This is a genomic window from Parvibium lacunae, assembly GCF_003335215.1.
GTDB lineage: Bacteria > Pseudomonadota > Gammaproteobacteria > Burkholderiales > Burkholderiaceae_D > Parvibium > Parvibium lacunae.
Map to the genome: position 1 here is coordinate 478268 of NZ_QPGB01000001.1, position 24128 is coordinate 502395.

A 24128-nucleotide genomic window follows, 5' to 3' on the forward strand; every position below is an offset into this window, starting at 1 on the left:
CGGCCTTACTAAATTGTGCCTTCATACTGCTGCCGTGAAACTGTCGCATATCAAATTAGCGGGCTTTAAATCTTTTGTTGACCCGACCCACTTCCAAATCCCTGGTCAACTGGTGGGGGTTGTTGGCCCGAATGGTTGCGGTAAATCCAACATCATCGATGCCGTGCGCTGGGTTTTGGGCGAGTCCAAAGCCTCTGAATTGCGTGGCGAATCGATGCAAGATGTGATTTTTAACGGCTCGACATCGCGTAAACCCGGTAACCGTGCAAGTGTCGAGCTGGTGTTCGACAATCAAGATGGGCGTGCCGGGGGGCAGTGGTCTCAATATGCCGAGATCGCGGTAAAGCGGGTATTAACCCGCGATGGAACGTCCAGTTACTACATCAATAATCAACAAGTACGTCGGCGTGATATTCAGGATATCTTTTTAGGAACCGGGTTGGGGCCTCGTGCCTATGCGATTATTGGTCAAGGCATGATTTCTCGGATTATTGAGGCACGGCCTGAAGAGCTGCGGGTATTCCTCGAAGAAGCGGCTGGCGTCTCGAAATATAAAGAACGACGCCGCGAAACAGAAAACCGGCTTGCAGATACTCGTGAAAACTTGACCCGCGTGGATGACATTCTGCGTGAATTAAATGCGCAAATTGAAAAGCTCGAAGGTCAGGCTGAGGTCGCACAACGGTTTCGGCAGCTGCAAGCTGATGGCGAAACCAAACAGCAGATGCTTTGGTATTTGCGGCGGCAAGAGGCGCAATCGGAGCAAGAACGGCTGCACCTGGCGATTGAGCGTGCTCAAACTGATCTGGAAGGGCAAGTCGCCGCGCTCCGGCACGTTGAAGCTGAGCTTGAGCATATTCGGGCCAGTCAATATGAGGCGAATGAAACGCTGCATGCCGCTCAAGGGGCGGTCTTTGCTGCAAATGCGGAAGTGAGCAAGTTAGAAGCCGAAATTCGTTTTGTTGTCGATTCGCGCCAACGTATCCAACAACAGCTTGCCACGCTACAAGATCAGTTGGCCCATTGGCAAACCCTGCAGCAAGAGGCTGAACAGGGGCAAGCTCTGGCTGCTGAAGAGATTGCAATTGCCCAGGAAAAATTGGCCCTAAGCGAAGAGGCCCTCCACGAACGCCAAGCTGCGGTGCCGCAAGCAGAGCAAGCTTTGCGCAATGCTTTGCAACAGGTGAATGAAACCCGTGCCGCTTCTTTACAAGCTGAGCAAGCGATTGCCTTAGCGGCACAAACCCAAAGCAACACCAACCGGCAGTTACAGAACCTTGCTTTGCGCCGCGAGCGTCTACAAGCTGAATCGAATGCTTTGGAGCGTCCTGACGAGGTTGCCCTGGAAGCGCTGCAGGCGACGCAAGCCGAACTGACCGCTCAGCGCGAAGACCTACTGGCCGAATTTACTGCCGCTGAAAGCGCGCAGCCCCTGGCTGCACAAGCCAGACAGCTGGCCTTTGAGCAGGTGCAAGCGGGGCAGCAAAAAATGACCCAAATTGAAGCCCGTCTATCAGCACTGCAGCAGCTTCAGGAAAGTGTACAAACCGAAGGAAAGCTTGTGCCATGGCTAACCAAGCATGAGTTAACCCAGCTTGAACGCTTGTGGCAGAAGTTACATATTCAGACCGGCTGGGAAAGTGCGTTGGAAGCGGCTCTGCAGGAAAGAATGGGGGCATTACCGCTGAGTCAGCTAGAATGGGTAAAAGCGTTTTTTAATGATGCCCCACCAGCGAAGTTAACCTTCTATGCACCACCTGCCAGTCAGCCCTCGCCAGCAGCAATATCTGGCTTAACGCCACTGTCCCACCTGTTGCAAGTCACGGACCCTGCTTTGCGGACCTTGCTGGATGATTGGCTGGCAAATATTTTTACCGCCGAGGACGCTGCACAGGCTTTGCAACAGCGCCACACCTTGCCGAATGGTGCTTGGTTTGTGTTGCCGAATGGCCATTTAGTTGGGCGTCATAGTGTGCGCTTTTATGCGCCGGATTCGGAGCAAGCTGGCCTGTTGGCCCGCCAGCAGGAAATGGAAAATTTGGAGCGCCAATTGCGTGCGGAGCGGATGCTGGCTGAGGAGGCACAATCCGCACTGACCCGTGCTGAAGCGCAATTGACGGCGGCCAATCAGCAGTTAGCGCAAACACGTCAGCGTCTGGAAGAGATCACGCAGCGTCAGCATCAGGGCCAAATGGGGCTGCTTAAACTCATGCAGGCAGCGGATAATTACCGTCAACGTAATAATCAGCTGATGGCTGAACTGGATGAATTGGCTGTGCAAGAGGAAGAGTTAAGAATTGTCTTGCAAGAGTCAGAAAGCCAATTTGAAACACTAGACCTGGCGCTCGCAGAACAACAAACCGCCTACGAAGAGGCACAGTTACAGTACGAGGCTCTTGAGCGCGAAGTGGCACGGGTGCGTGATGCAGCGCGGGAGGCTGAACGTGCGGTTCAGGCGGCACAGTTTGCGCTGCAAACGGCACACCAGCGGGTTGCAGAATTGCAGCGCAATGCTGACAGCGCCGAGATGCAACTTGCGCGTGTTTCAGAAAGTGTGGCTGCCGGTAAAGAGGAATTACTGATTTTGGATGATGAAGCGGCCCGCGCTGGCTTGCAAGATGCGCTGGCTTTGCGAGTGACTCAAGAAGAAGCCCTGGCGCGTGCGCGGACGGCGCTGGATGCGATCATCGGGCAATTGCGCGAGTATGAAGAAAAGCGGATGCAAGCGGAAATGGGGCAGCAGCCATTACGCGACAAAATTACTGAATTGCAATTAAAAGAACAAGCGGCACGGTTGAATCGAGAGCAATACGATACACAGCTCACTCAGGTCATGCCTGAGGGAGAGGCGATGACCCTGGCGTTATTCTTGGCGCAGTTGGCCGAGCAGATTGCGCCCGATACCAAACCCGCCTGGTTGCAAGCAGAAATTACCCGAATCAACGCGCAGATTAATGCATTAGGTGCTGTGAATTTAGCGGCGCTGGAAGAATTACAGACTGCCCGTGAACGGAAAGATTTTCTCGATGCACAAATGGCGGATTTGAATGAAGCCATCACGACCTTAGAAGATGCTATTCGTAAAATCGATCGTGAGAGTCGTGATTTATTGCAAGATACGTTCAATACTGTCAATAAACATTTTGGTGAGCTGTTCCCGACGCTCTTTGGGGGTGGTGAGGCTAAATTAATTCTAACCGGGGAAGAAATTCTGGATTCCGGCGTGCAAGTGATGGCCCAACCCCCAGGTAAGAAAAATAGTACGATTCATTTACTCTCTGGGGGTGAAAAAGCACTAACCGCCACGGCGCTGGTCTTTGCCTTATTTCAGTTGAATCCAGCCCCATTTTGCTTACTGGATGAAGTAGATGCACCATTAGATGATGCGAACACGGAGCGCTATGCCAAAATGGTTAAGCGGATGTCAACGCAAACCCAGTTTATTTTCATCTCGCACAACAAGATTGCGATGGAAATGGCGGAGCAGTTGATCGGTGTTACCATGCAAGAACAAGGGGTGTCGCGTATCGTCGCCGTCGATATGGAGGCGGCGATTAAATTTGTTGACCCAATTGGTAAAGTCGCAGAAGCAGCCTGAACGGAACGGTCATGATGGAACTGCAATTGGTATTACTGGGGGTTGGGCTGTTAGTTATCGCTGGGGTATGGGGCTATAACTGGTGGCAAGAGCGCAAGCTGCGTAAACAATTACAAACAGCATTTGGTGGTGCGGGTGCCGCCCACCATGATGCTTTGTTGGATGATGTCGCCGGTGGCCGCAAGCAGTTTGACTTGCATCCCAACACCTTTGGCAGCACAACGCCCGTTGATTACGAGCAAATGGCTGAGGCCCCCGCCTATCGACGAACCGACAATACACTGCCAAGCCAAATTGCGGAAGAGCTTGCGATTGCTGGTGCTTTATCAGAACCTATCGGGCCGCTCAAAACCATTAGTGAGCCGGATCTGCGTGAAAATAGCCCTGCTAGCGCCTCACTTTCTGACGTATTGCCTACAGTCACAGCAACCCAAGTGCTTGGTCCCAATACCTTGCAACGTGCCTATGCTGATACGGTTCCCATTGAGGATATGTCAAATCCCGATCTCGATGCCCTAGAAGCCGCGATTGCACACGCGCATCATAGTCATGTGTCGAAGGTCGCTCGCACAGCGGGGGAGCTACGGAGCGAGCCACGGTTATCCGCTATCGACCAGGCTGATAAAGCTTTTACGCAGGATCACGTTGCGTCGAAAGCATCGGCTGAGCGTCGTGTTGCTACTGGTTCGGGTGTGCTGGATCCAATTATTGACTGTATTATTCAAGCAACGCCCGCACGTTCGATTTCGGGTGACCATTTGATTGTTCTTGCTCAACGCTATCGGCATGCGGGGTCTAAACCGATTGTGATGGAAGGGCTGCAAGCGCAGCCTGATGGGACCGCGTGCTGGACCCGACCGCGTCCGGGAGATGTCTACACTGCCTTACGAATTGGGGTATTGCTCGCTAATCGTAATGGTCCACTGAATGCAATCGAGTTTTCAGATTTTATTCAGGTTGTTGATCGGCTCGGGGATGAGCTTGATTTTCTACCCCACCATCCGGATATGCAAGAAACGTTGAGCCTTGCCCAGGCAATGGATCAAATTTGTGCTCGCGTGGATATTCAGATGGGATTGAACATCATGATCCCCAACAATAATTTCAATTTAGCAACTCTGCAAAGCCTATTGGAAGGAGAGGGGTGTACGCCCCGCCCCGACGGCAAGTATGCTTGGCTTGATGAGCATGGCCGTGTTTTGTTTGTTATTGCCGTCAATGTTGTTGCACCTCAGTTTTCTTTCCAACTGGATCTGCCGCGCGTGCCAGCACACAGCCGGCCCTTTTCACGGATGACAGAAAAAGCTAAAGCGCTTGCAGCGAAAGTAGAAGGGGTGTTGGTGGATGATAACCAGCGTCCCCTCTCTGAATTGGCTTTGAATAATATTTCTCAGCAATTAGGACTCTTGTATGAGGAAATGGAGAAAGCTGCGATTCCTGCGGGCTCTCCTTTAGCGACCCGGCTCTTCACTTAATTCTTTCAAGTCGCAATGACGTTGCCTCTATTTCCTGCTGCGGATGAACCAACATCCGTTACGGCAGACGAAAAACTAACTTTGCCCAACGAGTCTGTCGAGCAGCCTCTAACCGCCGCGGTCGAAGTGGCACAGTTGCGCCGTGAGCTAGGCGAACATAACTATCGTTACTACGTGTTAGATGCGCCAAGCATCCCTGATGCTGAATACGACCGTATGTTTCAACGCTTGCAGTTACTGGAAGCAGCTAATCCCGATCTCATCAGCCCGGATTCCCCGACCCAACGCGTGGGTGGGGTGCCACTGAAAGTTTTTGGCTCAGTCAGTCACGCGGTGCCCATGCTGTCATTAAACAATGCTTTTAGTGATGAAGATGTTTATGCGTTTGAAAAACGTATTCAAGAGGCACTCTTAAAACAAGGCGAATCCCCAGATCACATTGAATATGCCGCAGAACTCAAATTCGATGGTTTGGCGATTAATTTGCGCTATGAAAAGGGGCAGCTAACCCTGGCCAGCACACGGGGTGACGGTGAAACTGGCGAAGCGGTCACAGAAAATATTCGAACAATTCGTGCTATTCCACTGACCTTAATGACAGACAGCCCACCCGAGGTTCTTGAAGTGCGCGGAGAAGTGTTGATGTACCGCGACGACTTTGTCGCCCTGAACAAGCGTCAACAAGCCTTGGGTGAAAAAGAGTTTGTTAACCCTCGCAACGCTGCCGCCGGTTCTTTACGCCAGCTTGATTCACGTATTACTGCCAGCCGTAGCCTGCGCTTTTTCGCTTACGGTGTCGGACAGTATCACAATCCAGGACAACCTCTCCCTACCAGCCACAGCTACTTATTGGATTGGCTGATGACGCTTGGCTTGCCTGTTTGCCAGGAACGGTCCGTCGTCAGTCGAGCCAGTGAGTTACTCGCTTTTTATCAACGCATTGCGACGCAGCGGGCACAGTTGCCTTATGACATCGATGGTGTTGTCTATAAAGTGAATTCCCGTGCTTTACAAGAAAAGCTCGGTTATGTTGCCCGTGCCCCGCGTTTTGCGATTGCCCATAAATTCCCGGCGGAAGAGGCGCTCACCACGGTGCTGGATATTGAGGTGCAAGTTGGTCGCACTGGGGCATTGACCCCTGTAGCGCGACTTGCGCCGGTTTTTGTTGGTGGGGTAACGGTCACCAATGCCACCTTACACAATGAGGATGAGATTAAGCGTAAGGATGTGCGCGTTGGTGATACCGTGGTTGTGCGTCGTGCTGGTGATGTTATCCCGGAAGTAGTACGGGTATTACTTGAGCGTCGGCCCTCAAACACGGCCGTGTTTGTGATGCCGACCGCCTGCCCGATTTGTCAGTCTGAGGTTTATCGTGAGCCCGACGAGGCGGTATCGCGCTGCACTGGGGGCCTGATTTGCGCGGCGCAGCGCAAACAGGCGCTCTTGCATTTTGCACAACGACGAGCGATGGATATTGAAGGGTTGGGAGAAAAGCTGGTGGAGCAGTTGGTGGATTGTCAATTGGTAAATGATCCTGCCGACTTATATTCTCTCGACTTACCTACGCTGGCAGGGCTAAGCCGGATGGCAGAAAAATCAGCACAGAACATATTGGATAGTATCCAGCACTCAAAACAGACGACATTCGGGCGTTTCCTGTTTGCGTTGAGTATCCGCCATGTCGGTGAAACAACCGCCAAAGATTTGGCACGTTATTTTGGCTCACTCGAGGCGCTGATGGATGCTGATGAAGCAGGGCTGCTGGCGGTGAATGATGTTGGTCCGGTCGTGGCTCATGCAGTTCAACATTTTTTTTCTGAGCCCCATAATCGCGAGGTAATCATGCGCTTACGCGCAGCGGGCATACATTGGCCACCTCCTGATGCGACAGATGCGCTGCAGGCTGTTGGCGAATTGCCACTCGCTGGTAAATCTTTTGTACTCACTGGCACGCTGCCCACGTATAGTCGAGAACAAGCTAAAGCGATGATTGAAGCGGCGGGGGGGCGCGTAATCGGTAGTGTTTCAGCGAAGACGCACTATTTGCTAGCTGGAGCCGAGGCAGGATCGAAATTGGATAAAGCCTTACAGCTCGGTGTCTCTGTGCTAGATGAGCCAGCTTTCTTGGCATTATTGCCCGCATCAATCACTAAATCGACAAATTAATTGAATGAAGGGAGTGTCAGCATGCTCAAAAAAGTTCGTAAAGCTGTTTTTCCGGTTGCCGGTATGGGGACTCGATTTTTGCCTGCAACCAAAGCATCAGCGAAAGAAATGATGTCCGTGGTTGATAAGCCGCTCATTCAATATGCGGTAGAGGAAGCGGTAGCCGCGGGTATTACCGAGATGATTTTTATTACAGGTCGCCACAAACGTGCGATTGAAGACCATTTTGATAAGGCCTATGAGCTAGAAAATGAGCTTGAAGCAAAGGGAAAAACAGCGCTGCTTGAAATTGTACGCAGTGTTGTTCCCAAAAATGTTAACTGCATTTATATTCGCCAGAACGAGCCATTGGGCTTGGGGCATGCTGTTTTGTGTGCAGAGCCGGTGGTGAATGATGAGCCCTTTGCAGTGCTCCTGGCGGACGATTTGATGGATGTTGCCGCAGGCAAGCCCTCTGTTATGCAGCAGATGGTGGATGTGTATGATTTAGAGCAAGCGAGTGTGTTGGCGGTGCAAACGGTACCTCGCGAGGAAACGAAAAGCTATGGGATTGTCAGCACCCAGCCTTGGAATGCCAATTCGGAGCGCATCATCGGTATGGTAGAAAAACCAAAGCCAGAGGAGGCCCCTTCTAATTTGGCCGTGGTTGGCCGCTATGTCCTTTCACCTAGGGTTTTTCATCACTTAAAAAATATTCCGCCCGGCTCTGGCGGCGAGATTCAACTGACGGATGGGATTGCCGCTTTGTTGGCCGAACAACCTGCCTTTGCGTTCAAGTTTGACGGGGTACGATACGATTGTGGTTCAAAAATTGGATTTTTGAAAGCAACGGTTGATCTCGCTTTGAAACACCCAGAAGTGGCTGCAGAGTTTCAACAATTTCTAACACAACGAGCCGCGTCTTCTCATTAATCAGCGAGTGATCTATGTTTGCAATTATTGGTGGTAGTGGTCTAGCAAAGTTAACCAATCTTGAGGTCAGCAAACGCCAAGTGATGCGGACCCCTTATGGCGAACCTTCTGGCGCCCTGACTTTTGGTCAGATTAATGGCGTTGATGTGGTCTTTTTTGCGCGCCATGGCTATGGTCACACCATCGCGCCGCATGAAATTAATTACCGCGCTAATTTATGGGCACTGCATGCATTAGATGTCGATGGCATTATTTCGATTGCTTCCGTTGGGGGTATTCGTCAAGATATGCAACCTGGCACCCTGGTGATCCCCGATCAAATTATTGATTATACTTTTGGGCGCAAACACACCTTCTTTGAAGGCCCAGAGCAGCCGGTCAACCATATTGATTTTACCCAACCCTACAGCGAGGAATTGCGCGCCCATTTGTTTGCGGCGGTGGATGGAGTCAGCGAAGCCTGTGTGTTGGGTGCTACGTATGCCTGTACGCAAGGTCCCCGACTTGAAACAGCCGCTGAAATTCGCCGTTTGGAGCGCGATGGTGCCGATATCGTTGGCATGACTGGCATGCCAGAAGCCGCGCTAGCGCGAGAGTTGGGGTTGAAATATGCGACCTTGGCGATTGTGGCGAATTGGGCAGCAGGCAAGGGTGATTCGCGTGAGACTGTTTCAAAAGAGGGTATTCAACAAACGCTTGAACAGGCAATGCATCGCGTTCGTAAAATTCTTGTTGCTTTTGTGGCGCAACCCGTGAGTGTCGATTAGTCACTTAACACCCGTTATTGCCAACGTTTAGCGCTTTCCTGGCCCGGCCTCTTCCAATACGGCAAGTAGTTCTTGCTCGAATTTGATTTGCTGTTTTGGATGGCTGAAAAGGTCTCCTTCGAGCAAAAAGCTGTCTTCTACACGCTCCCCTAAGGTCAATATCTTAGCGCTACGTAATCTAACGCGATGCTGAACCAAGGTGTAAGCAATGGCATACAGTAACCCCGGACGATCCGTCGCGGTGAGGTCCATCAGGTGGTATTGCCCTTTGGAATCCGGTTGTAAAACAATATTGGCGGGAACGGGAAAATGCCTCGAAAGGCGAGAGAGTCTGCCTTTAATGGGTTGGTGTAAGGGCGTTTGCTCGCGTAGTCGCTGTTGTAATTCGCTTTCTACCAGAGCAATAATGTCTCGGTATTCGACGGCTAGTGTACGGTTAATAATTAAAAACGTATCAAAGGCATAACCTTGTTTTGTTGTGTAAATTTTCGCATCCAGAATACTGAAACTACGACTTTCAAAGTAACCACAAATGCGCGCGAATAAATCTGGTTGGTCTGGTAGATAAACGGTAATCTGAAGCCCTTCGCCAATGGGTGCAAGGCGTGCCCGAATAATCGGTTCTAGCGTGTCAAAGCGGCTATATAAAAACCGCGTCTGCCAGGCAATATCAGCGGGTTCATGGCGTAAAAAATAGCTGACATCCAGTTGCTGCCAAAAAGCATGATGCGCATCTGCACTCAGACCGTTCAGGCGCAATATCCGCTCAGCTTCGGCTTGGCGCTCTGAAAATGCCGATTGAATGTTACTGGGGCTGCCGCCTAAATGTCGCTGGGTAAGGCGAAAGAGGTCTTCTAATAATTTTGCTTTCCAGGCGTTCCACACCTTGGGGCTGGTCCCCCGAATATCTGCGACAGTTAATAAATACAGGGCGGTCAGGGCGCGTTCGGTTTTTACGCAGTGGGCGAAGCGGGCAATGATGTCGGGGTCACTGATGTCCTGTTTTTGCGCTACCGTCGACATGGTTAAGTGGTGCTCTACCAGAAACACGACCAGATCGGTGTCAGCTTTGTCTAATCCATGTGCGCGGCAGAAACGTCGTGCATCTCCTTTACCGAGCGCTGAATGGTCGCCACCTCGGCCCTTTGCAATATCATGAAACAGGGCCGCAATATACAAAAGCCAGGGTTTATCGAAGTGGGCCATGAGTTGGCTGCAAAACGGAAACTCATGAGCATGCTCGGGCATCGTAAAACGTCGCACGTTACGAACTACAAAGAGAATATGCTGATCAACCGTGTAAACATGAAATAAATCATGCTGCATTTGACCCACGATACGTCGAAACGGGGGCAGATAGCGGCCCAAAACGCCCAGCTGATTCATGCGGCGCAGTTCGTGAACGATTCCTTTTTCTGCTTGTAATAGCGCTAAAAATAGCTGACGGTGATAGCGATCGTCTCTAAAGGCTCGATCAATCCGATGTTTGGCATGCCAGATACCGCGCAGGGTTGTGGTCGTCATGCCTCGTAAGCCGTGGATCTGCATCAATCGGAACGCTTCTAGGAGAGCGGCAGGGCGATGTTCAAAAAGATCTGGCTGACGAATCTCGAGCAATCCTTGGCGTTCTGCAAAATCGGTATCGAGGGGTGAGAGATTGGCATGCTCAATCGGGAATAGCTGCGCTTCTATATTCTGCAACAGCAGCGTGTTCAGCTGCATCACGATTTTGGCTGCTTTGTAATAGCGTTGCATCAATACTTCACTGACGCGCTTGCTACCGCTTGGCTTCAGGCCAAAGTGCTGTGCGATGGCTGTTTGTATATCAAACACCAGACGATCTTCGTGGCGACTAGATTGCAAGTGCAAGGCGATACGGATCTCTCGCAATTGCTTTTCTGTGCGGCGCAATTCTTTGAGTTCGGCTCGCGTTAGTAATCCTTTGCGTGCCAGCTCAGCCCAATTTTTACCGAGCTGAGCTGCCTTGGCTACCCATAGAATCACCTGTAAGTCACGTAATCCGCCGGGGCTTTCTTTACAGTTCGGTTCTAAGCTGTAGGGCGTGTCTTGGTATTTGGCATAACGCTGGCGCTGTTCCAGTTCTTTTGCTCGAAAAAACTGTTGCGGGTTAAGTTGCTGGCGCAAGACTTTTTTTAGTTTTACATGTTGTTTTCGATCGCCCGCGAGTAAACGGGATTCAAGAAGGGCAGTTTGTACAGAAATATCTTTACTCGCTTCAATTAAGCACTCGCTGATACTCCGAACGCTGTGGCCAATTTCTAAGCCTATGTCCCAAAAGCGACTGACCAAGTTGCTGAGTGCGGGATGGGGTAGGTTTTCTTCCCCCTCTGGCAAAAGAATCAATAAATCAACATCAGAATAGGGGTACATTTCCCCACGCCCATACCCGCCAATAGCAATCAGGCTATATGTATTCGGCAGACCATGTTGTTCCCAGGCCAAGCACAGATGCCGATCAATGAGTAATGTGTGGCGATGCAGCAAAGCCACTGAATTTGGTTTGGCTTGAGCCTGATACTCATTGAACAGCGCTTGGCGTTGCGCGCGCAGGGCATCACGCTGTTCTTGACTGGCGGGTGTGGTCATGCAGTTAATGTTGCGGTGATTGGAGGAGATGTATTGGCGGCATAGGGGAGCCAGCCGATACAGTCAACACCTCGTAGCCTGTTTCGGTGACTAAAACGGTATGTTCCCACTGCGCTGACAAGCTGCGGTCGCGGGTAACAATTGTCCAGCCGTCACCCAGCTCTTTGATGTCACGTTTGCCTGCATTGACCATCGGTTCAATCGTGAAAATCATGCCTGCTTTGAGTTCTTCGAGTGTTCCGGGGCGGCCATAGTGTAAAACTTGTGGATCTTCATGAAACTTTTTGCCGATGCCGTGGCCACAAAACTCGCGCACGATGCTGTAGCCTTGTGCTTCTGCATGTCGCTGAATCACGTGTCCGATGTCGCCTAGTCTAGCGCCAGGCTTGACTTGATCAATGCCCAGCCACATGCACTCATAAGTTATTTCGCATAACCGTTTAGCGGCAATCGAGCCTTCCCCCACAATGAACATCCTGCTGGTATCGCCGTGGTAGCCATCTTTAATGACTGTGATATCTAGATTTACAATATCCCCACTTTTAAGTACTTTTTCACCGGGAATGCCATGGCAAACTTGGTGATTTACCGAGGTACAAATCGATTTAGGATAAGGTTGATAGCCAGGGGGGCAATAGTTAAGTGGCGCGGGTATGCTTTGTTGGACATTAACCATGTAATCATGACACCGCTGATCTAGTTCATCAGTGGTCACACCGGGTTTGACGAAGGGCGTAATAAAATCAAGTACTTCCGAGGCAAGGCGTCCTGCTACACGCATTTTTTCAATATCGGTCGGGCTTTTTATTGTGATGGCCATAGTGGACTTGTCTAAGTAGAAAGAAAAACGTTATAATTATAGGCTGTCTTGGTTCTTGCTGCGGGGTTGTTCGCTAGCCAGTACCAAGGCTAAACGGTAAAAGTTGGGTCCTACGCAGTATCAGGGTCGACTTATTTTTAATCCCTTGCTTATTTCATCTGGGTGTTGTGCTCGGTTTGTGCGCAATATAAACGCTAAAAAAGAGGCGTTGTGAAACAAGCAACAGACTTAACCCAAGGAGTGTTTCATGTCTGTGACCATGCGTCAAATGCTGGAAGCCGGTGTGCATTTTGGCCACCAAACGCGTTTCTGGAATCCCAAGATGGCCCCTTTCATTTTCGGTCATCGCAATAAAATTCACATTGTTAACCTCGAAAAAACGCTTGCCAACTTCTTGGATGCAGCGAAATACGCCAAACAATTGGCGGCTAACCGGGGGACGATTCTGTTTGTCGGCACCAAGCGTCAAGCCCGTGAGATTATGGCTGAAGAAGCGCAGCGTGCAGGTATGCCTTACGTTGACCAGCGCTGGTTGGGTGGCATGCTGACCAATTTCAAAACTGTTAAACAATCGATCAAGCGTCTGAAAGAAATGCAGACGTTGGTCGAAGAGGGTGGGTTGGAGCGTTTGTCTAAAAAAGAAGCGCTACAATTTTCCCGTGAGCTCGAGAAGCTCGAGAAGTCTATTGGGGGTATTCAAGAAATGGGTGGCGTGCCCGATGCCATCTTTGTTGTTGATGTTGGCTACCACAAGGGGGCGATCACAGAGGCTAACAAGCTGGGTATTCCAGTGATCGGCGTGGTTGATACCAACCATTCGCCAGAAGGCGTTACTTACGTTGTTCCTGGTAATGATGACTCAAGCCGTGCGATCCGTCTTTATGCGCGTGGTATTGCCGATGCGATTCTCGAGGGCAAAGTTAATGCGGTCGAGCAAGTGGTTGAGGCCATCAAGGCAGGGGAAGAAGAGTTCGTTGAGGTTTCAGCCTAAGCGCTTTAATTTTGTCTAGAGGGCGGTGCTTGTGGTCACTCAGTCGAACCGCATCTGCCCCTAGTGCATTAAACGTAGATAATCAAGGAGTTTGCAATGGCGGAAATTACCGCAAGCATGGTAAAAGACCTGCGCGAAAAAACTGACGCGCCCATGATGGAATGTAAAAAAGCGCTGACCGAAGCTGGCGGCGATATGGCGAAAGCAGAAGAAATTCTGCGTGTAAAACTCGGCAGCAAAGCGAGCAAAGCCGCCACCCGTGTGACCGCCGAAGGCATCGTCGGTACTTTTATCAGCGCGGATGGCAAGTTGGCTGCGATGGTTGAGGTGAACTGTGAAACTGACTTCGTGGCTAAAAACGAAGACTTCATTGGTTTTGCGCGTAATTTGGCACAACTCGTGGCTGAACAAAACCCGACTGATGTGGCCGCTCTGTCGGCATTGAACCTGAATGGTGAGCCAGTCGAAACAGTCCGTACGGCGCTGATCGGTAAAATTGGTGAAAATATGGCTATCCGCCGCTTCGTGCGTATTGCCGCACAAGGTCAGGTCACACAATATGTTCACGGTGGTGCCAAAGTGGGTGTGCTGGTGGATATCGCTGGTGGTGATGTCGAGTTTGCTAAAGATTTGGCGATGCACATTGCGGCATTCAAGCCGGTGGCTTTGTCCAAAGAGCAAGTGGCAGCCGAGTTGATCGAAAAAGAACGCGCTGTTGCGGCGGCTAAAGCGGCTGAGTCGGGCAAACCGGCTGATATCGTGGCCAAAATGGTTGAGGGTGCTGTGACTAAATATCTCAAGGAAGTCACCCTGTTAGGCCAGGCCTTTGTTAAAGATGACAAGCAGACGGTTGAGCAGGTGCTCAAGTCTAAAGGCGCGACTGTTTCTGCCTTTACGCTGTATGTCGTCGGTGAGGGCATTGAGAAAAAAGTGGAGAATTTTGCTGAAGAGGTTGCGGCTGCAGCAGCGGCACGCTAATTGGCAGTAAATATCCATTGATTGCCTGTAATACTAGGTAGATAGCGTAAAATAAGCCTGACGTAAACTTACGTCAGGCTTTTTTATAGGGAGTAAAGATACCCTCGGTCGCGCTAGCGTTTGCGATCGTGCTAGTGGGCTATCTGCTTCAGATACCGAGTTGAAGTCGTGATGGGTAGTTCTATCATCGTCATTTAGAAAATAAGGAGAACAATCAATGACCGTGTCTAACTTGGCATACAAGCGTGTGCTGCTAAAGCTTTCTGGCGAAGCGTTAATGGGCGATGATGCCTATGGTATCAATCGAATCACCATAGAGCGCATGATCACAGAAATTGCAGATGTCGTGCGTATGGGCGTCGAATTAGCAATTGTAATTGGCGGGGGGAACATTTTTCGTGGCGTTGCGCCTGGCGCTGCAGGTATGGACCGTGCGACTGCCGATTACATGGGGATGTTGGCAACGATTATGAACGCGCTGGCTCTACAAGATGCTTTTCGGCAGGTTGGTGTGACTGCGCGTACCATGTCCGCTCTGAATATCGAACAAGTCGTAGAGCCCTATATTCGACCCAAAGCGATGCGTTACTTGGAAGAGGGCAAGGTTGTTATTTTTGCGGCTGGCACCGGTAACCCCTTCTTTACGACTGATACTGCTGCGGCACTGCGTGGTTCTGAAATTGGTGCAGAAATAGTACTGAAAGCCACTAAAGTGGATGGGGTGTATACCGCTGATCCCAAAAAAGATCCCAATGCAGTTCGCTATGCGACGATTAGTTTTGATGAGGCGATCAGTAAAAATTTACAAGTTATGGATGCAACTGCCTTTGCCTTATGTCGCGACCAAAAATTACCAATCAAGGTATTTTCGATTGTTAAGCCAGGGGCTCTCAAGCAGATTATTGAAGGTGCCAATGAGGGTACACTGGTTCATGTGTGAAAGGATTCTGAATCATGTCAGTAGCGGAAATTAAAAAAACAGCGGAACAAAAAATGCAAAAGGCGATTGATGCCTTAAAGCATGATTATCAAAAAGTTCGGACCGGTCGTGCGCACATTGGCCTGCTAGACCACATTCAAGTCGATTATTACGGCTCCCCTGTTCCCATCAGTCAGGTTGCTAACTTAACATTGGTTGATGCTCGAACCATTGGCGTGCAGCCCTGGGAAAAGAAAATGGTTGCAGTAGTTGAAAAGGCAATCCGCGAATCAGACCTAGGCCTAAACCCGGCAACGCAAGGGGACTTGATTCGTGTGCCAATGCCTGCACTCACGGAAGAGCGTCGCCGTGAACTATGTAAAGTGGTAAAAAGCGAAGGTGAAAATGCGAAAGTAGCGGTGCGAAACATTCGCCGTGAGGCGAACGAGCAGCTCAAGAAATTAGTCAAGGAAAAACTAATTTCTGAGGATGACGAGCGCCGTGCGCAAGATGATGTACAGAAGTTAACCGATAAGCATATTGCCGAGGTTGATAAATTAGCGCAGCAAAAAGAAGCTGAAATTATGACAGTGTAGTTTGCACTGTCTTTATTGATTATTGCGCCTCTCAAATATGGGCTTTTTCCTGCGTCGTCGAGTCAATAAAACAGGGCCTCTCGCACTGTCGCCTGACTTATCCACGCCTAACCATCTGCCTCGGCACATCGCTATCATTATGGATGGTAATGGGCGTTGGGCGAAGGCGCGCCTGCTTCCCCGTGTTGCGGGGCATAAAAAAGGGGTCGATGCGGTTCGTGAGATTGTCCGTGCTTGTAATGATTTAGGCATTCCCTATCTGACACTGTTTGCCTTTAGCTCAGAGAACTGGCGGCGTCCTGCTGAAGAAGTGTCATTACTGATGAAATTATTCATCACTGTCCTAGAAAGTGAAGCCGATAAGATGCATCAGCACGGCATTCGGCTTAAGGTGGTAGGCGACATACAGGCGTTTGATGCGCGGTTGCAAGCGTTAATCCGTTCAGTCGAGGAAAAAACGGCCGCTAACGAACAGCTGACCTTAACTATCTGCGCAAACTACGGTGGCCGCTGGGATATTTTGCAGGCAGCACAAGCTTGGGTAAAAGCAAACCCAGATTCCGATTGCTCAGCGCTGACGGAGACTGCTTTAGAGCAATATCTTTCTATGGCTTATGCGCCCCCCCCTGATCTCTTCATCCGCACTGGAGGGGAGGAACGGATCAGTAATTTTCTACTTTGGCAAATGGCGTACACCGAGTTGTACTTTACCCAAACCTATTGGCCTGAATTTAATCGTAAGGCGCTTGAGCGTGCAATTAATTCATATCAATCGAGAGAGCGTCGCTTTGGCCGGACGAGTGAGCAGATTCAAACCGCATCGACATAGTCTATGACGGTGTTTTCTGAATTAACTATATGGGATACGCTGATCCTGTCATCGGAGAAACGATGTTAATCCGCCGTTTATTCACCGCCGCCGCACTCGCTGCCGTACTACTCCCCATTTTATTTTTAGGGAGTGCCTGGTGGTGGGCTAGTGTTACCCTAATTTTCTTACTTGCGGCAAGTTGGGAATGGCAACGTTTAATTAAACCAATGCCTTTTCAGCTATCTCGTGTTATGACATGGCCCAGAGGCGTGGTTGTCATGGCTGTTATTGGTGGGCTGACCTTGTATGGTCTTTTCTCCAATATCACCCCCGCCTATTTTGATCTCTTCCTTTACTGTGCCGTGAGTCTTTTTTGGATTGTCGCTGCGATTCCGCTAATGCGTTATCAGCAGGTCCATCGATTATCACTCTGGGTTGTCCTTTTTTTATTACTTGCCGCATGGTGGGCGGTCATTGCTGCGCGTGCAATTGGGATTGGTTATTTGCTCTCCATCATTTTTCTGGTGATCGCTGCAGATAGTTTTGCCTACTTTGTTGGACGCGCAATAGGGCGGCATAAGCTTGCTCCAACGATTAGCCCTGGTAAAACCATCGAAGGTGTATTGGGAGGGGCTGTCGGGGTGCTACTGACTGCTGCTATTTTCATCCAGTATGTTCCCTGGGACAATTTCTTTCGCCTAAGCTGGCAGAAGTTAGGCTACTTTGCCTGTTTACCCTGGCTGACACTACTCTTCTTTTCTGTCGTAGGCGATTTATTTGAATCCGCATTGAAGCGTGCCGTCAATGTAAAAGATAGCAGTCAATTATTGCCGGGGCACGGTGGGGTACTTGATCGAATTGATGCGCTATTGCCAACCTTGCCGCTAGCGATGTTAATAACTTATTTTTTAAATCAACTTTAATACCAAGGTGAGATATGGCCGAGAGCACCATGCAGTCGCTCACTATTCTGGGTGCGACGGGTTCGATTGGCGGCAGCACGCTAGAGGTAATTCGCCGCCATCCTGAACGCTTTCGAGTTTATGCAGTGACCGCGTTTCAGCGTTGGCAAGCTCTATTACCGATCTGCCTTGAGTTTAAGCCTGACTATGCGGTTGTCGGCACAGAAGAGGATGCGACACAACTCCGCCTAAAACTTAAAGAGCAGCATTGCCTGACGCAGGTTTTGTCGGGTCCAGACTCATTGGTTGCCGTTGCGAGTGCCGCGGAGGTTGACATTGTGATGGCTGCCATTGTTGGTGCGGCGGGTTTGCCCCCAACCCTTGCGGCGGCGCGCGCGGGGAAACGTATCCTCCTTGCGAATAAAGAAGCGCTGGTGATGGCGGGGCCATTATTCATGACGGCGGTCAGAGAAGGCAAAGCCTGTTTGTTACCGATCGATAGCGAGCATAACGCGATTTTCCAGTGTTTGCCTTCAGAAGGCGCGACTGCTGCAAATGGCGTACGACGATTATTGTTAACTGCGTCTGGAGGACCCTTTCGAGGTTGGGATACGGCAGCGCTTCGCACCGTTACCCCCGAACAGGCATGTGCTCATCCTAATTGGGTGATGGGGCGCAAAATTTCGGTGGACTCCGCAACGCTCATGAATAAAGGCTTGGAAGTCATTGAAGCACACTGGCTGTTTGGGATGGAACCTGCTCGAATTGAAGTGGTGGTTCATCCACAGTCGGTGATTCATTCTATGGTTGAGTATGCCGATGGTTCAGTACTTGCACAATTGGGCCAGCCCGATATGCGCACCCCGATTGCGAACGGTCTTGCATGGCCCCAGCGCATTGACTCCGGGGTGACATCGCTGGATTTTACACGTCTGGCAGCGTTGACGTTTGAACCTGCTGATCAAGTTACCTTTCCTTGCTTACGCCTGGCCTATGCTGCTTTGGCAGCCGGAGGCAGTGCCCCGGCTATATTGAATGCCGCCAATGAAGTTGCTGTCGCAGCCTTTTTATCGGGGCATTCAACTTTTACTGGCATTGCCAAGACTGTCGCGGCTGTGCTGAACCGGTTGCCTACGGTTGCGTTGGAGAGCGTTGCGCATTTGCTGGAAATCGATCGTGAATCGCGAGAGTTGGCCACGCAGTTATTATCTTGAAATACAGAAGAGGCATTGGGAATCGCAGATATGTCTACGTTGATCGCTTTTCTACTCGCACTGGCAATCTTGATTACCTTTCATGAGTTGGGTCATTATTGGATTGCCCGTTATTGCGGCGTCAAGGTATTGCGTTTCTCGTTTGGCTTTGGTCGGGTACTATGGCGTTATCAAGCCAGCCCAGATGCAACAGAATGGGTAATTAGTCTTATCCCTTTGGGGGGCTATGTCAAAATGCTCGATGAACGAGATCCTTCTCAATCGATTGCGACACCAGACTTGCCCTATGCCTTTAATCGGCAGTCTTTGGGAAAGCGTGCGGCAATTGTAGCTGCTGGTCCATTGGCTAATTTTTTACTGGCTATTCTGTTATTGTGGCTGGCATTCTGGCAGGGAACCGAAGAGCCAACAGCGATTGTAGCCGCGCCGCCACCTCAAACGATCGCAGCTCAGCTAGGTTTGCAACGGGGTGATCAAATCAGTGAAATCAACGGTCAAGCAGTCGTGAGTTGGGGCAGCTTTAGTGAATCGCTGTTGGCGGCCTGGATTAGCCAAGAGGAGATTGAGTTGCGCTGGCAGCGTCAATCTGATTCGCCTGCTCAATCAACAATGTTATTCAGTGGGCGTTGGCAACCCGAATCCTCATCAGTACCTTTGCAAGTCGAGCCAGATACACTGAAGAAATTAGGGTTTGTGCTGGCCTTGCCGGCGGCGAGGGTGACGCAGGTGCAGGCGGATAGTGCAGCCAGTTCCGCGGGATTGGCAGTGGGGGATCGTATCTTAAAGGTTGCTGACAGGGTCCCTGATGCAGAACAGCCTTTGCCACAACTGATCGCGCCTTTGGCAAATCGGGCCGTCACACTCACGCTTGAGCGGATGGAGGGAAAAGAGTGGGTCAAGCGCGAGCTTACCGCAGTTCCGCGCCTCGATGAAAAGACTCAGCAAGGGCGTTTGGGTATTGGCATTGCCTATGATTTTCCAACAACATGGGTTGCCTACCCTGGCTGGTTGGGTTTGATTCGAGCCTGGCAAAAAACAGTGGATATGAGTGCACTAACCCTGAAACTACTCGGTAAGATGCTGACCGGGCATGCCTCACTGAAAAATTTGAGTGGGCCATTGACGATGGCTGATGCAGCCGGTCAGTCGGCACGGATCAGTTGGATTGCTTATTTGAGTTACTTGGCGATGGTGAGTATTAGTCTCGCTATTTTCAATTTACTGCCTATTCCGCTATTAGACGGTGGGCACTTGCTGTATTATTGCGTCGAGTTTTTCACAGGTCATCCACCAAACGAGAAATGGTTGGAGTTGACCCAGAAACTTGGCCTTGTGTTGTTGCTCGGTTTAATGAGTTTGGCCTTTACCAATGATATTGTTCGTTACTTTTTCTGAGCTGATGCAAAAAATTCTTTCCTCTTCCGCAGTTCGTTTTGTCCTTGTATTTTTAGGCTTATACGTGGCATGCCTGTGTCCTACGATTGCACAAGAGGTTGTCATCCGCGATATTCGCATTGAGGGCATTCAGCGGATTGAGCCTGGAACCATTTTTACGTATTTGCCGCTTAAAGTCGGTGACACACTCACAGCAGATAAAAGTGCAGCAGCCATCAAGGCGCTCTATGAGAGTGGCTTTTTCAAAGATATTCGCTTGGAGTTACAAGGTAACGTGTTGGTGGTGAGTGTTGAGGAGCGACCAACCGTTGCACAGGTTGACTTTGTCGGCATCAAAGAGTTTGACAAGGAACAATTACGTAAAGCATTGCGGGCTGTGGGTGTTGGCGAGTCCCGCATTTTTGACCGAGCTGCACTTGATCGTGCTGAGCAGGAGTTAAAGCGTCAGTATCTCAGTCGGGGTAAATATGCAGTACAAACGGTGACAACGGTTACACCGCTTGAACGGAATCGCGTCGCTGTTAATTTTGCCGTGACTGAGGGAGAAGTGGCAAAAATTAAAAGTATTAAATTTGTAGGTAATCAATCCTTCAAAGAAGCTGAGCTACTCGATTTACTCAATCTCTCGACCCCAACATGGTTAAGTTGGTATACCAAGAATGATCAATACTCTAAAGAAAAATTAACGGGAGATCTGGAAGCTGTTCGCTCCTTTTATTTGAATCGAGGTTATTTGGAGTTCAGAATTGATTCAACACAGGTTTCCATTACACCCGACAAGAAAGAAATCTATATCACAGTGAATGTCGTAGAGGGAAATAAATATACTGTTTCTGAAGTGAAATTGGCGGGCGAAATGCTAGGAGAAGAAAAACAACTCGCCAGCTTGCTCACGCTGAGGAAGGGAGACGTATTTAATCGTGAAAAACTCAATCAATCAATAAAAGCCATGACCGATCGTTACGGTCAACTTGGGTATGCTTTTGCGAATGTCAATGCCGCCCCTGAGATTGATCGTGAGAAGAGTCAAGTCGCCTTTACTGTTTATATTGATCCTGGCCGTCGCGCTTATGTGCGTAAAGTTAATATTTCTGGCAATACCCGTACCAAAGATGAAGTGATTCGTCGTGAGCTGAGGCAGTTTGAAAACTCATGGTACGACGCAGACAGAATTAAAGCGTCTCGAAATCGGGTGGACCGTCTAGGTTATTTCAAAGATGTTCAAATTGGCACAGAGCCTGTCGCCGGGGCATCGGATCAGGTCGATGTCAATTTGGCAGTGACGGAAAAACCCACGGGCGCACTGACTTTCGGTCTCGGCTTTTCATCAGCTGAGAAATTGATCGTTTCAGGAGCCATCAACCAATCTAACTTTTTGGGTACCGGTCAGTCACTTGGTCTTTCAGTTAATTCCAGTCGATTAAATCGTGTTTATTCTCTCTCGCTAACAGATCCTTACTTTACGGAAGATGGGGTTGCCCGCACTTATGACCTTTATCATCGAGAATTCAATGCAGCATTTCTTGGGTTAGGGGATTATCGGACAGCGAATCGAGGGGCAGCGGTTAGATTTGGAATTCCTTTTACCGAGCACGACCGGTTCATTATTGGATTAGGCTACGAAAGCACCCAGCTTATATTGGGTAATAATGCCCCCCAGCGATTACTACGCTATCGAAATGATTATGGCAACTTCAGTGATGCTTACGTGACAACTTCCGGCTGGATTCGCGATTCGCGAGACAGTGCGCTAAACCCAACTACGGGTGGCGTGTATCGCGCCGTCATTGATGTGGCGTTGCCTGGTGGCGATCTCACTTTTTATCGACCTGCATTGGGCGCACAGAAGTATTACAAAATTACCAAAGACTATACACTCGCATTCAATACAGAATACAACACAGGCGTTGCCTACGGCAGCAAACCCTATCCTGTTCTCAGAAATTACTATGCCGGTGGTATTGGTAGTGTGCGTGGTTACACAACCTCGTCCTTAGGTCCGCGCGATGCAGATGGATTTATTTTGGGCGGGCAAAGTCGTTTCGTATCGAATTTGGAATTTTTGTTTCCCATGCCAGGTACTGGCAATGACAAAGGGATTCGTCTCTTTACTTTCTTGGATGGCGGTAACGTTTTCGCTGATGAGTGGGCCCTGTCCTTCAATCAATTGCGCTATTCATCCGGTTTGGGTCTAAATTGGCTGTCTCCGATAGGCCCGTTGAAGCTAAGTTTGGGTTTTCCGCTCAATAAGAAAGAGGGTGATCGTCTGCAGAAATTCCAGTTCCAAGTTGGTACCGGATTTTAGTCAGAGTAATCATGTAAATTATGAGAGAATTGAGTGTCGCATTAAAAAGGCTTAAAAAATGATTAAATTCCTATCACCAATCCTACTGCTTGCAGTTATCTCTACCACCACTGTTGCGCAAGAAAGTGGCAAAATTGGTTTTGTTGATACTGAAAAAATTCTGCGCGAATCGACCCCGGCTAAAGCAGCAACTGAAAAAATTGATCGTGAGTTTTCTAAGCGACAAAAAGAGCTGCAGGACATGGGAAATCGTTTGAAAACGCTCTCTGAGAAATTTGACAAAGATTCTCTAACTATGACCGAGCGTGATCGAAACGCGAAGCAGCGTGAGTTGGCTGAGATGGATCGAGATCTACAGCGCCGTGGTCGCGAATTTCAAGAGGATCTCAATCAGCGCCGCCAAGAAGAATACAACGCACTTATTCAACGTGCGAACAAAGTGATTGCTGAGTTTGCTGAGAAAGAAAAATTCGACATCATTTTTCAAGAAGCGGTTTATCGCAATCCTAAAATCGACATTACAGACCGCGTCCTCAAAATATTAAATGCAACACCCAGTACAAAATAAGTGTTGTGGTTGATTCAGGTATTCGTTCAACAGATGCATCGCCTAGGCTTACGGCCCAGCAAATCGTTGCAGAGCTCGGTGGCCGGTTAATTGGTGAGTCAAGCGTTCAAGTTGCTGCTGTCGCGCCTCTTTCTGAGGCGCAATATCTTCAAGCGACATTCATCGTCAGCGCAAAGTGGCGGGCTAACTTGCAATCATCGCAAGCCAGCGTTTTGTTGTGCCGTCAAGCTGATTATGATTTCTGCCTGGAGCAAGGGGCGGGTCAATTTGCTGCCTATATTATCTGTGATGATCCCTATGTTTACTTTGCTCGGTTAAGTTCATGGCTGCAGCACTTAAAGCAGGGCGAGCCTCGTTGGGGGTATCGGCATCCGACTGCACAGGTTGACGCGACGGCTACTATCGCACCGACGGCGATTCTTGAGTCACATGTCGTGATCGGTGCGGGAGTACACCTTGCGGAGCATGTTTGGGTTGGTGCTGGTTCTGTGATTGGTGATAACGTATCGATCGGGACGAAGACCCGACTTTACCCTCGCGTCACTATTTATCAGGACTGTCAGGTTGGTGCCCGCAATATTATTCACAGTGGTGCCGTCATTGGTGCCGATGGATTTGGGTTTGCGCCCCACAATAAGACCTGGATCAAAATTCCCCAAACGGGCCGAGTAACTCTGGGTGATGATGTTGAGGTTGGTGCGAACACGACGATTGATCGTGGCGCATTACAAGATACCGTGATTGAAGAAGGCGTTAAGATCGACAACCTGGTGATGATTGCTCACAATGTTCGGATAGGTGCGCATACCGTGATTGCTGCCAATACCGGTATTGCGGGGAGTACAAAAATTGGTCGTCATTGTCAAATAGCGGGTGCATGCAATATAGTGGGGCACATTCAAATCGCTGATGATTGCGTTATTACCGGAAATACGACGGTGACACATAGCATTCATGAAGCGGGCGGGATCTATGCTGGCATTTTCCCATTCGATAAAATGAGCGAATGGGAGCGCAATGCGCCCGTTATTCGTCAATTGCGACGCATGCGTGATCGCCTTCGCATGCTAGAAAAACAGCAACCCAAAGAAACAGAGTAACTAC

General features: G+C 49.7%; 18 protein-coding genes. 16 read left to right on the forward strand and 2 right to left on the reverse strand.

The window, feature by feature from the left end:
• The first annotated feature begins 34 nt into the window (after positions 1-34).
• The 5 genes from smc to DU000_RS02260 are packed head-to-tail and all read left to right on the forward strand — an operon-like array spanning position 35 to position 8918.
• Positions 35-3598, forward strand: a complete 3564-nt coding sequence (gene smc, locus DU000_RS02240; RefSeq protein ID WP_114401713.1) for a chromosome segregation protein SMC — start codon at positions 35-37, stop codon at positions 3596-3598.
• An 11-nt stretch (positions 3599-3609) separates the two neighbouring features.
• On the forward strand, positions 3610-5073 hold the full coding sequence (locus DU000_RS02245) for a cell division protein ZipA C-terminal FtsZ-binding domain-containing protein (protein WP_114401714.1): 1464 nt from the start codon (positions 3610-3612) through the stop codon (positions 5071-5073).
• Between the two features lie 15 nt (positions 5074-5088).
• Entirely contained in the window at positions 5089-7239 is a 2151-nt protein-coding gene (gene ligA / locus DU000_RS02250; RefSeq protein ID WP_114401715.1) for an NAD-dependent DNA ligase LigA, read from the forward strand.
• Positions 7240-7260: 21 nt separating this feature from the next.
• A complete protein-coding gene (galU, locus tag DU000_RS02255) occupies positions 7261-8151 on the forward strand; it encodes a UTP--glucose-1-phosphate uridylyltransferase GalU (RefSeq protein ID WP_114401716.1) in 891 nt (296 codons plus the stop codon).
• 14 nt (positions 8152-8165) lie between these two features.
• Positions 8166-8918 carry an S-methyl-5'-thioinosine phosphorylase gene (locus tag DU000_RS02260; protein WP_114401717.1) on the forward strand — a complete coding sequence of 251 codons (753 nt, stop codon included), beginning with the start codon at positions 8166-8168 and terminating at the stop codon, positions 8916-8918.
• A gap of 27 nt (positions 8919-8945) precedes the next feature.
• Here DU000_RS02260 and DU000_RS02265 read toward each other — a convergent pair whose 3' ends face one another.
• Both DU000_RS02265 and map read right to left on the reverse strand, forming a co-directional pair.
• On the reverse strand, positions 8946-11525 hold the full coding sequence (locus DU000_RS02265) for a [protein-PII] uridylyltransferase (protein ID WP_114401718.1): 2580 nt from the start codon (positions 11523-11525) through the stop codon (positions 8946-8948).
• A gap of 4 nt (positions 11526-11529) precedes the next feature.
• On the reverse strand, positions 11530-12345 hold the full coding sequence (gene map, locus DU000_RS02270; protein ID WP_114401719.1) for a type I methionyl aminopeptidase: 816 nt from the start codon (positions 12343-12345) through the stop codon (positions 11530-11532).
• A 247-nt stretch (positions 12346-12592) separates the two neighbouring features.
• Here map and rpsB point away from each other — a divergent pair, with 247 nt between their 5' ends.
• The 11 genes from rpsB (at position 12593) to lpxD (ending at position 24124) form a co-directional block, all read left to right on the forward strand.
• On the forward strand, positions 12593-13336 hold the full coding sequence (gene rpsB, locus DU000_RS02275) for a 30S ribosomal protein S2 (protein ID WP_114401720.1): 744 nt from the start codon (positions 12593-12595) through the stop codon (positions 13334-13336).
• A gap of 96 nt (positions 13337-13432) precedes the next feature.
• Entirely contained in the window at positions 13433-14314 is an 882-nt protein-coding gene (tsf, locus tag DU000_RS02280; RefSeq protein WP_114401721.1) for a translation elongation factor Ts, read from the forward strand.
• Positions 14315-14531: 217 nt separating this feature from the next.
• Complete coding sequence (gene pyrH / locus DU000_RS02285) at positions 14532-15254, forward strand: UMP kinase (protein ID WP_240001761.1); 723 nt, start codon at positions 14532-14534, stop codon at positions 15252-15254.
• 14 nt (positions 15255-15268) lie between these two features.
• The gene (frr, locus tag DU000_RS02290) at positions 15269-15829 is read left to right on the forward strand and encodes a ribosome recycling factor (protein ID WP_114401722.1); all 561 of its coding nucleotides are present in this window, start codon (positions 15269-15271) and stop codon (positions 15827-15829) included.
• A 139-nt stretch (positions 15830-15968) separates the two neighbouring features.
• Complete coding sequence (gene uppS, locus DU000_RS02295; protein ID WP_240001762.1) at positions 15969-16658, forward strand: polyprenyl diphosphate synthase; 690 nt, start codon at positions 15969-15971, stop codon at positions 16656-16658.
• A gap of 62 nt (positions 16659-16720) precedes the next feature.
• The gene (locus DU000_RS02300; RefSeq protein WP_158529605.1) at positions 16721-17563 is read left to right on the forward strand and encodes a phosphatidate cytidylyltransferase; all 843 of its coding nucleotides are present in this window, start codon (positions 16721-16723) and stop codon (positions 17561-17563) included.
• 29 nt (positions 17564-17592) lie between these two features.
• Positions 17593-18756 (forward strand): 1-deoxy-D-xylulose-5-phosphate reductoisomerase, encoded by a 1164-nt coding sequence (gene ispC, locus DU000_RS02305; protein ID WP_114402073.1) that lies wholly within the window; start codon positions 17593-17595, stop codon positions 18754-18756.
• 30 nt (positions 18757-18786) lie between these two features.
• Positions 18787-20151, forward strand: a complete 1365-nt coding sequence (rseP, locus tag DU000_RS02310) for an RIP metalloprotease RseP (RefSeq protein ID WP_114401725.1) — start codon at positions 18787-18789, stop codon at positions 20149-20151.
• A 4-nt stretch (positions 20152-20155) separates the two neighbouring features.
• Entirely contained in the window at positions 20156-22456 is a 2301-nt protein-coding gene (gene bamA, locus DU000_RS02315; RefSeq protein WP_114402074.1) for an outer membrane protein assembly factor BamA, read from the forward strand.
• A gap of 58 nt (positions 22457-22514) precedes the next feature.
• Positions 22515-23024, forward strand: a complete 510-nt coding sequence (locus DU000_RS02320; protein WP_192878414.1) for an OmpH/Skp family outer membrane protein — start codon at positions 22515-22517, stop codon at positions 23022-23024.
• 5 nt (positions 23025-23029) lie between these two features.
• Positions 23030-24124: a UDP-3-O-(3-hydroxymyristoyl)glucosamine N-acyltransferase gene (gene lpxD, locus DU000_RS02325; RefSeq protein ID WP_240001763.1), complete on the forward strand. Its 1095-nt coding sequence runs from the start codon at positions 23030-23032 to the stop codon at positions 24122-24124.
• The last annotated feature ends 4 nt before the right edge of the window (positions 24125-24128 follow it).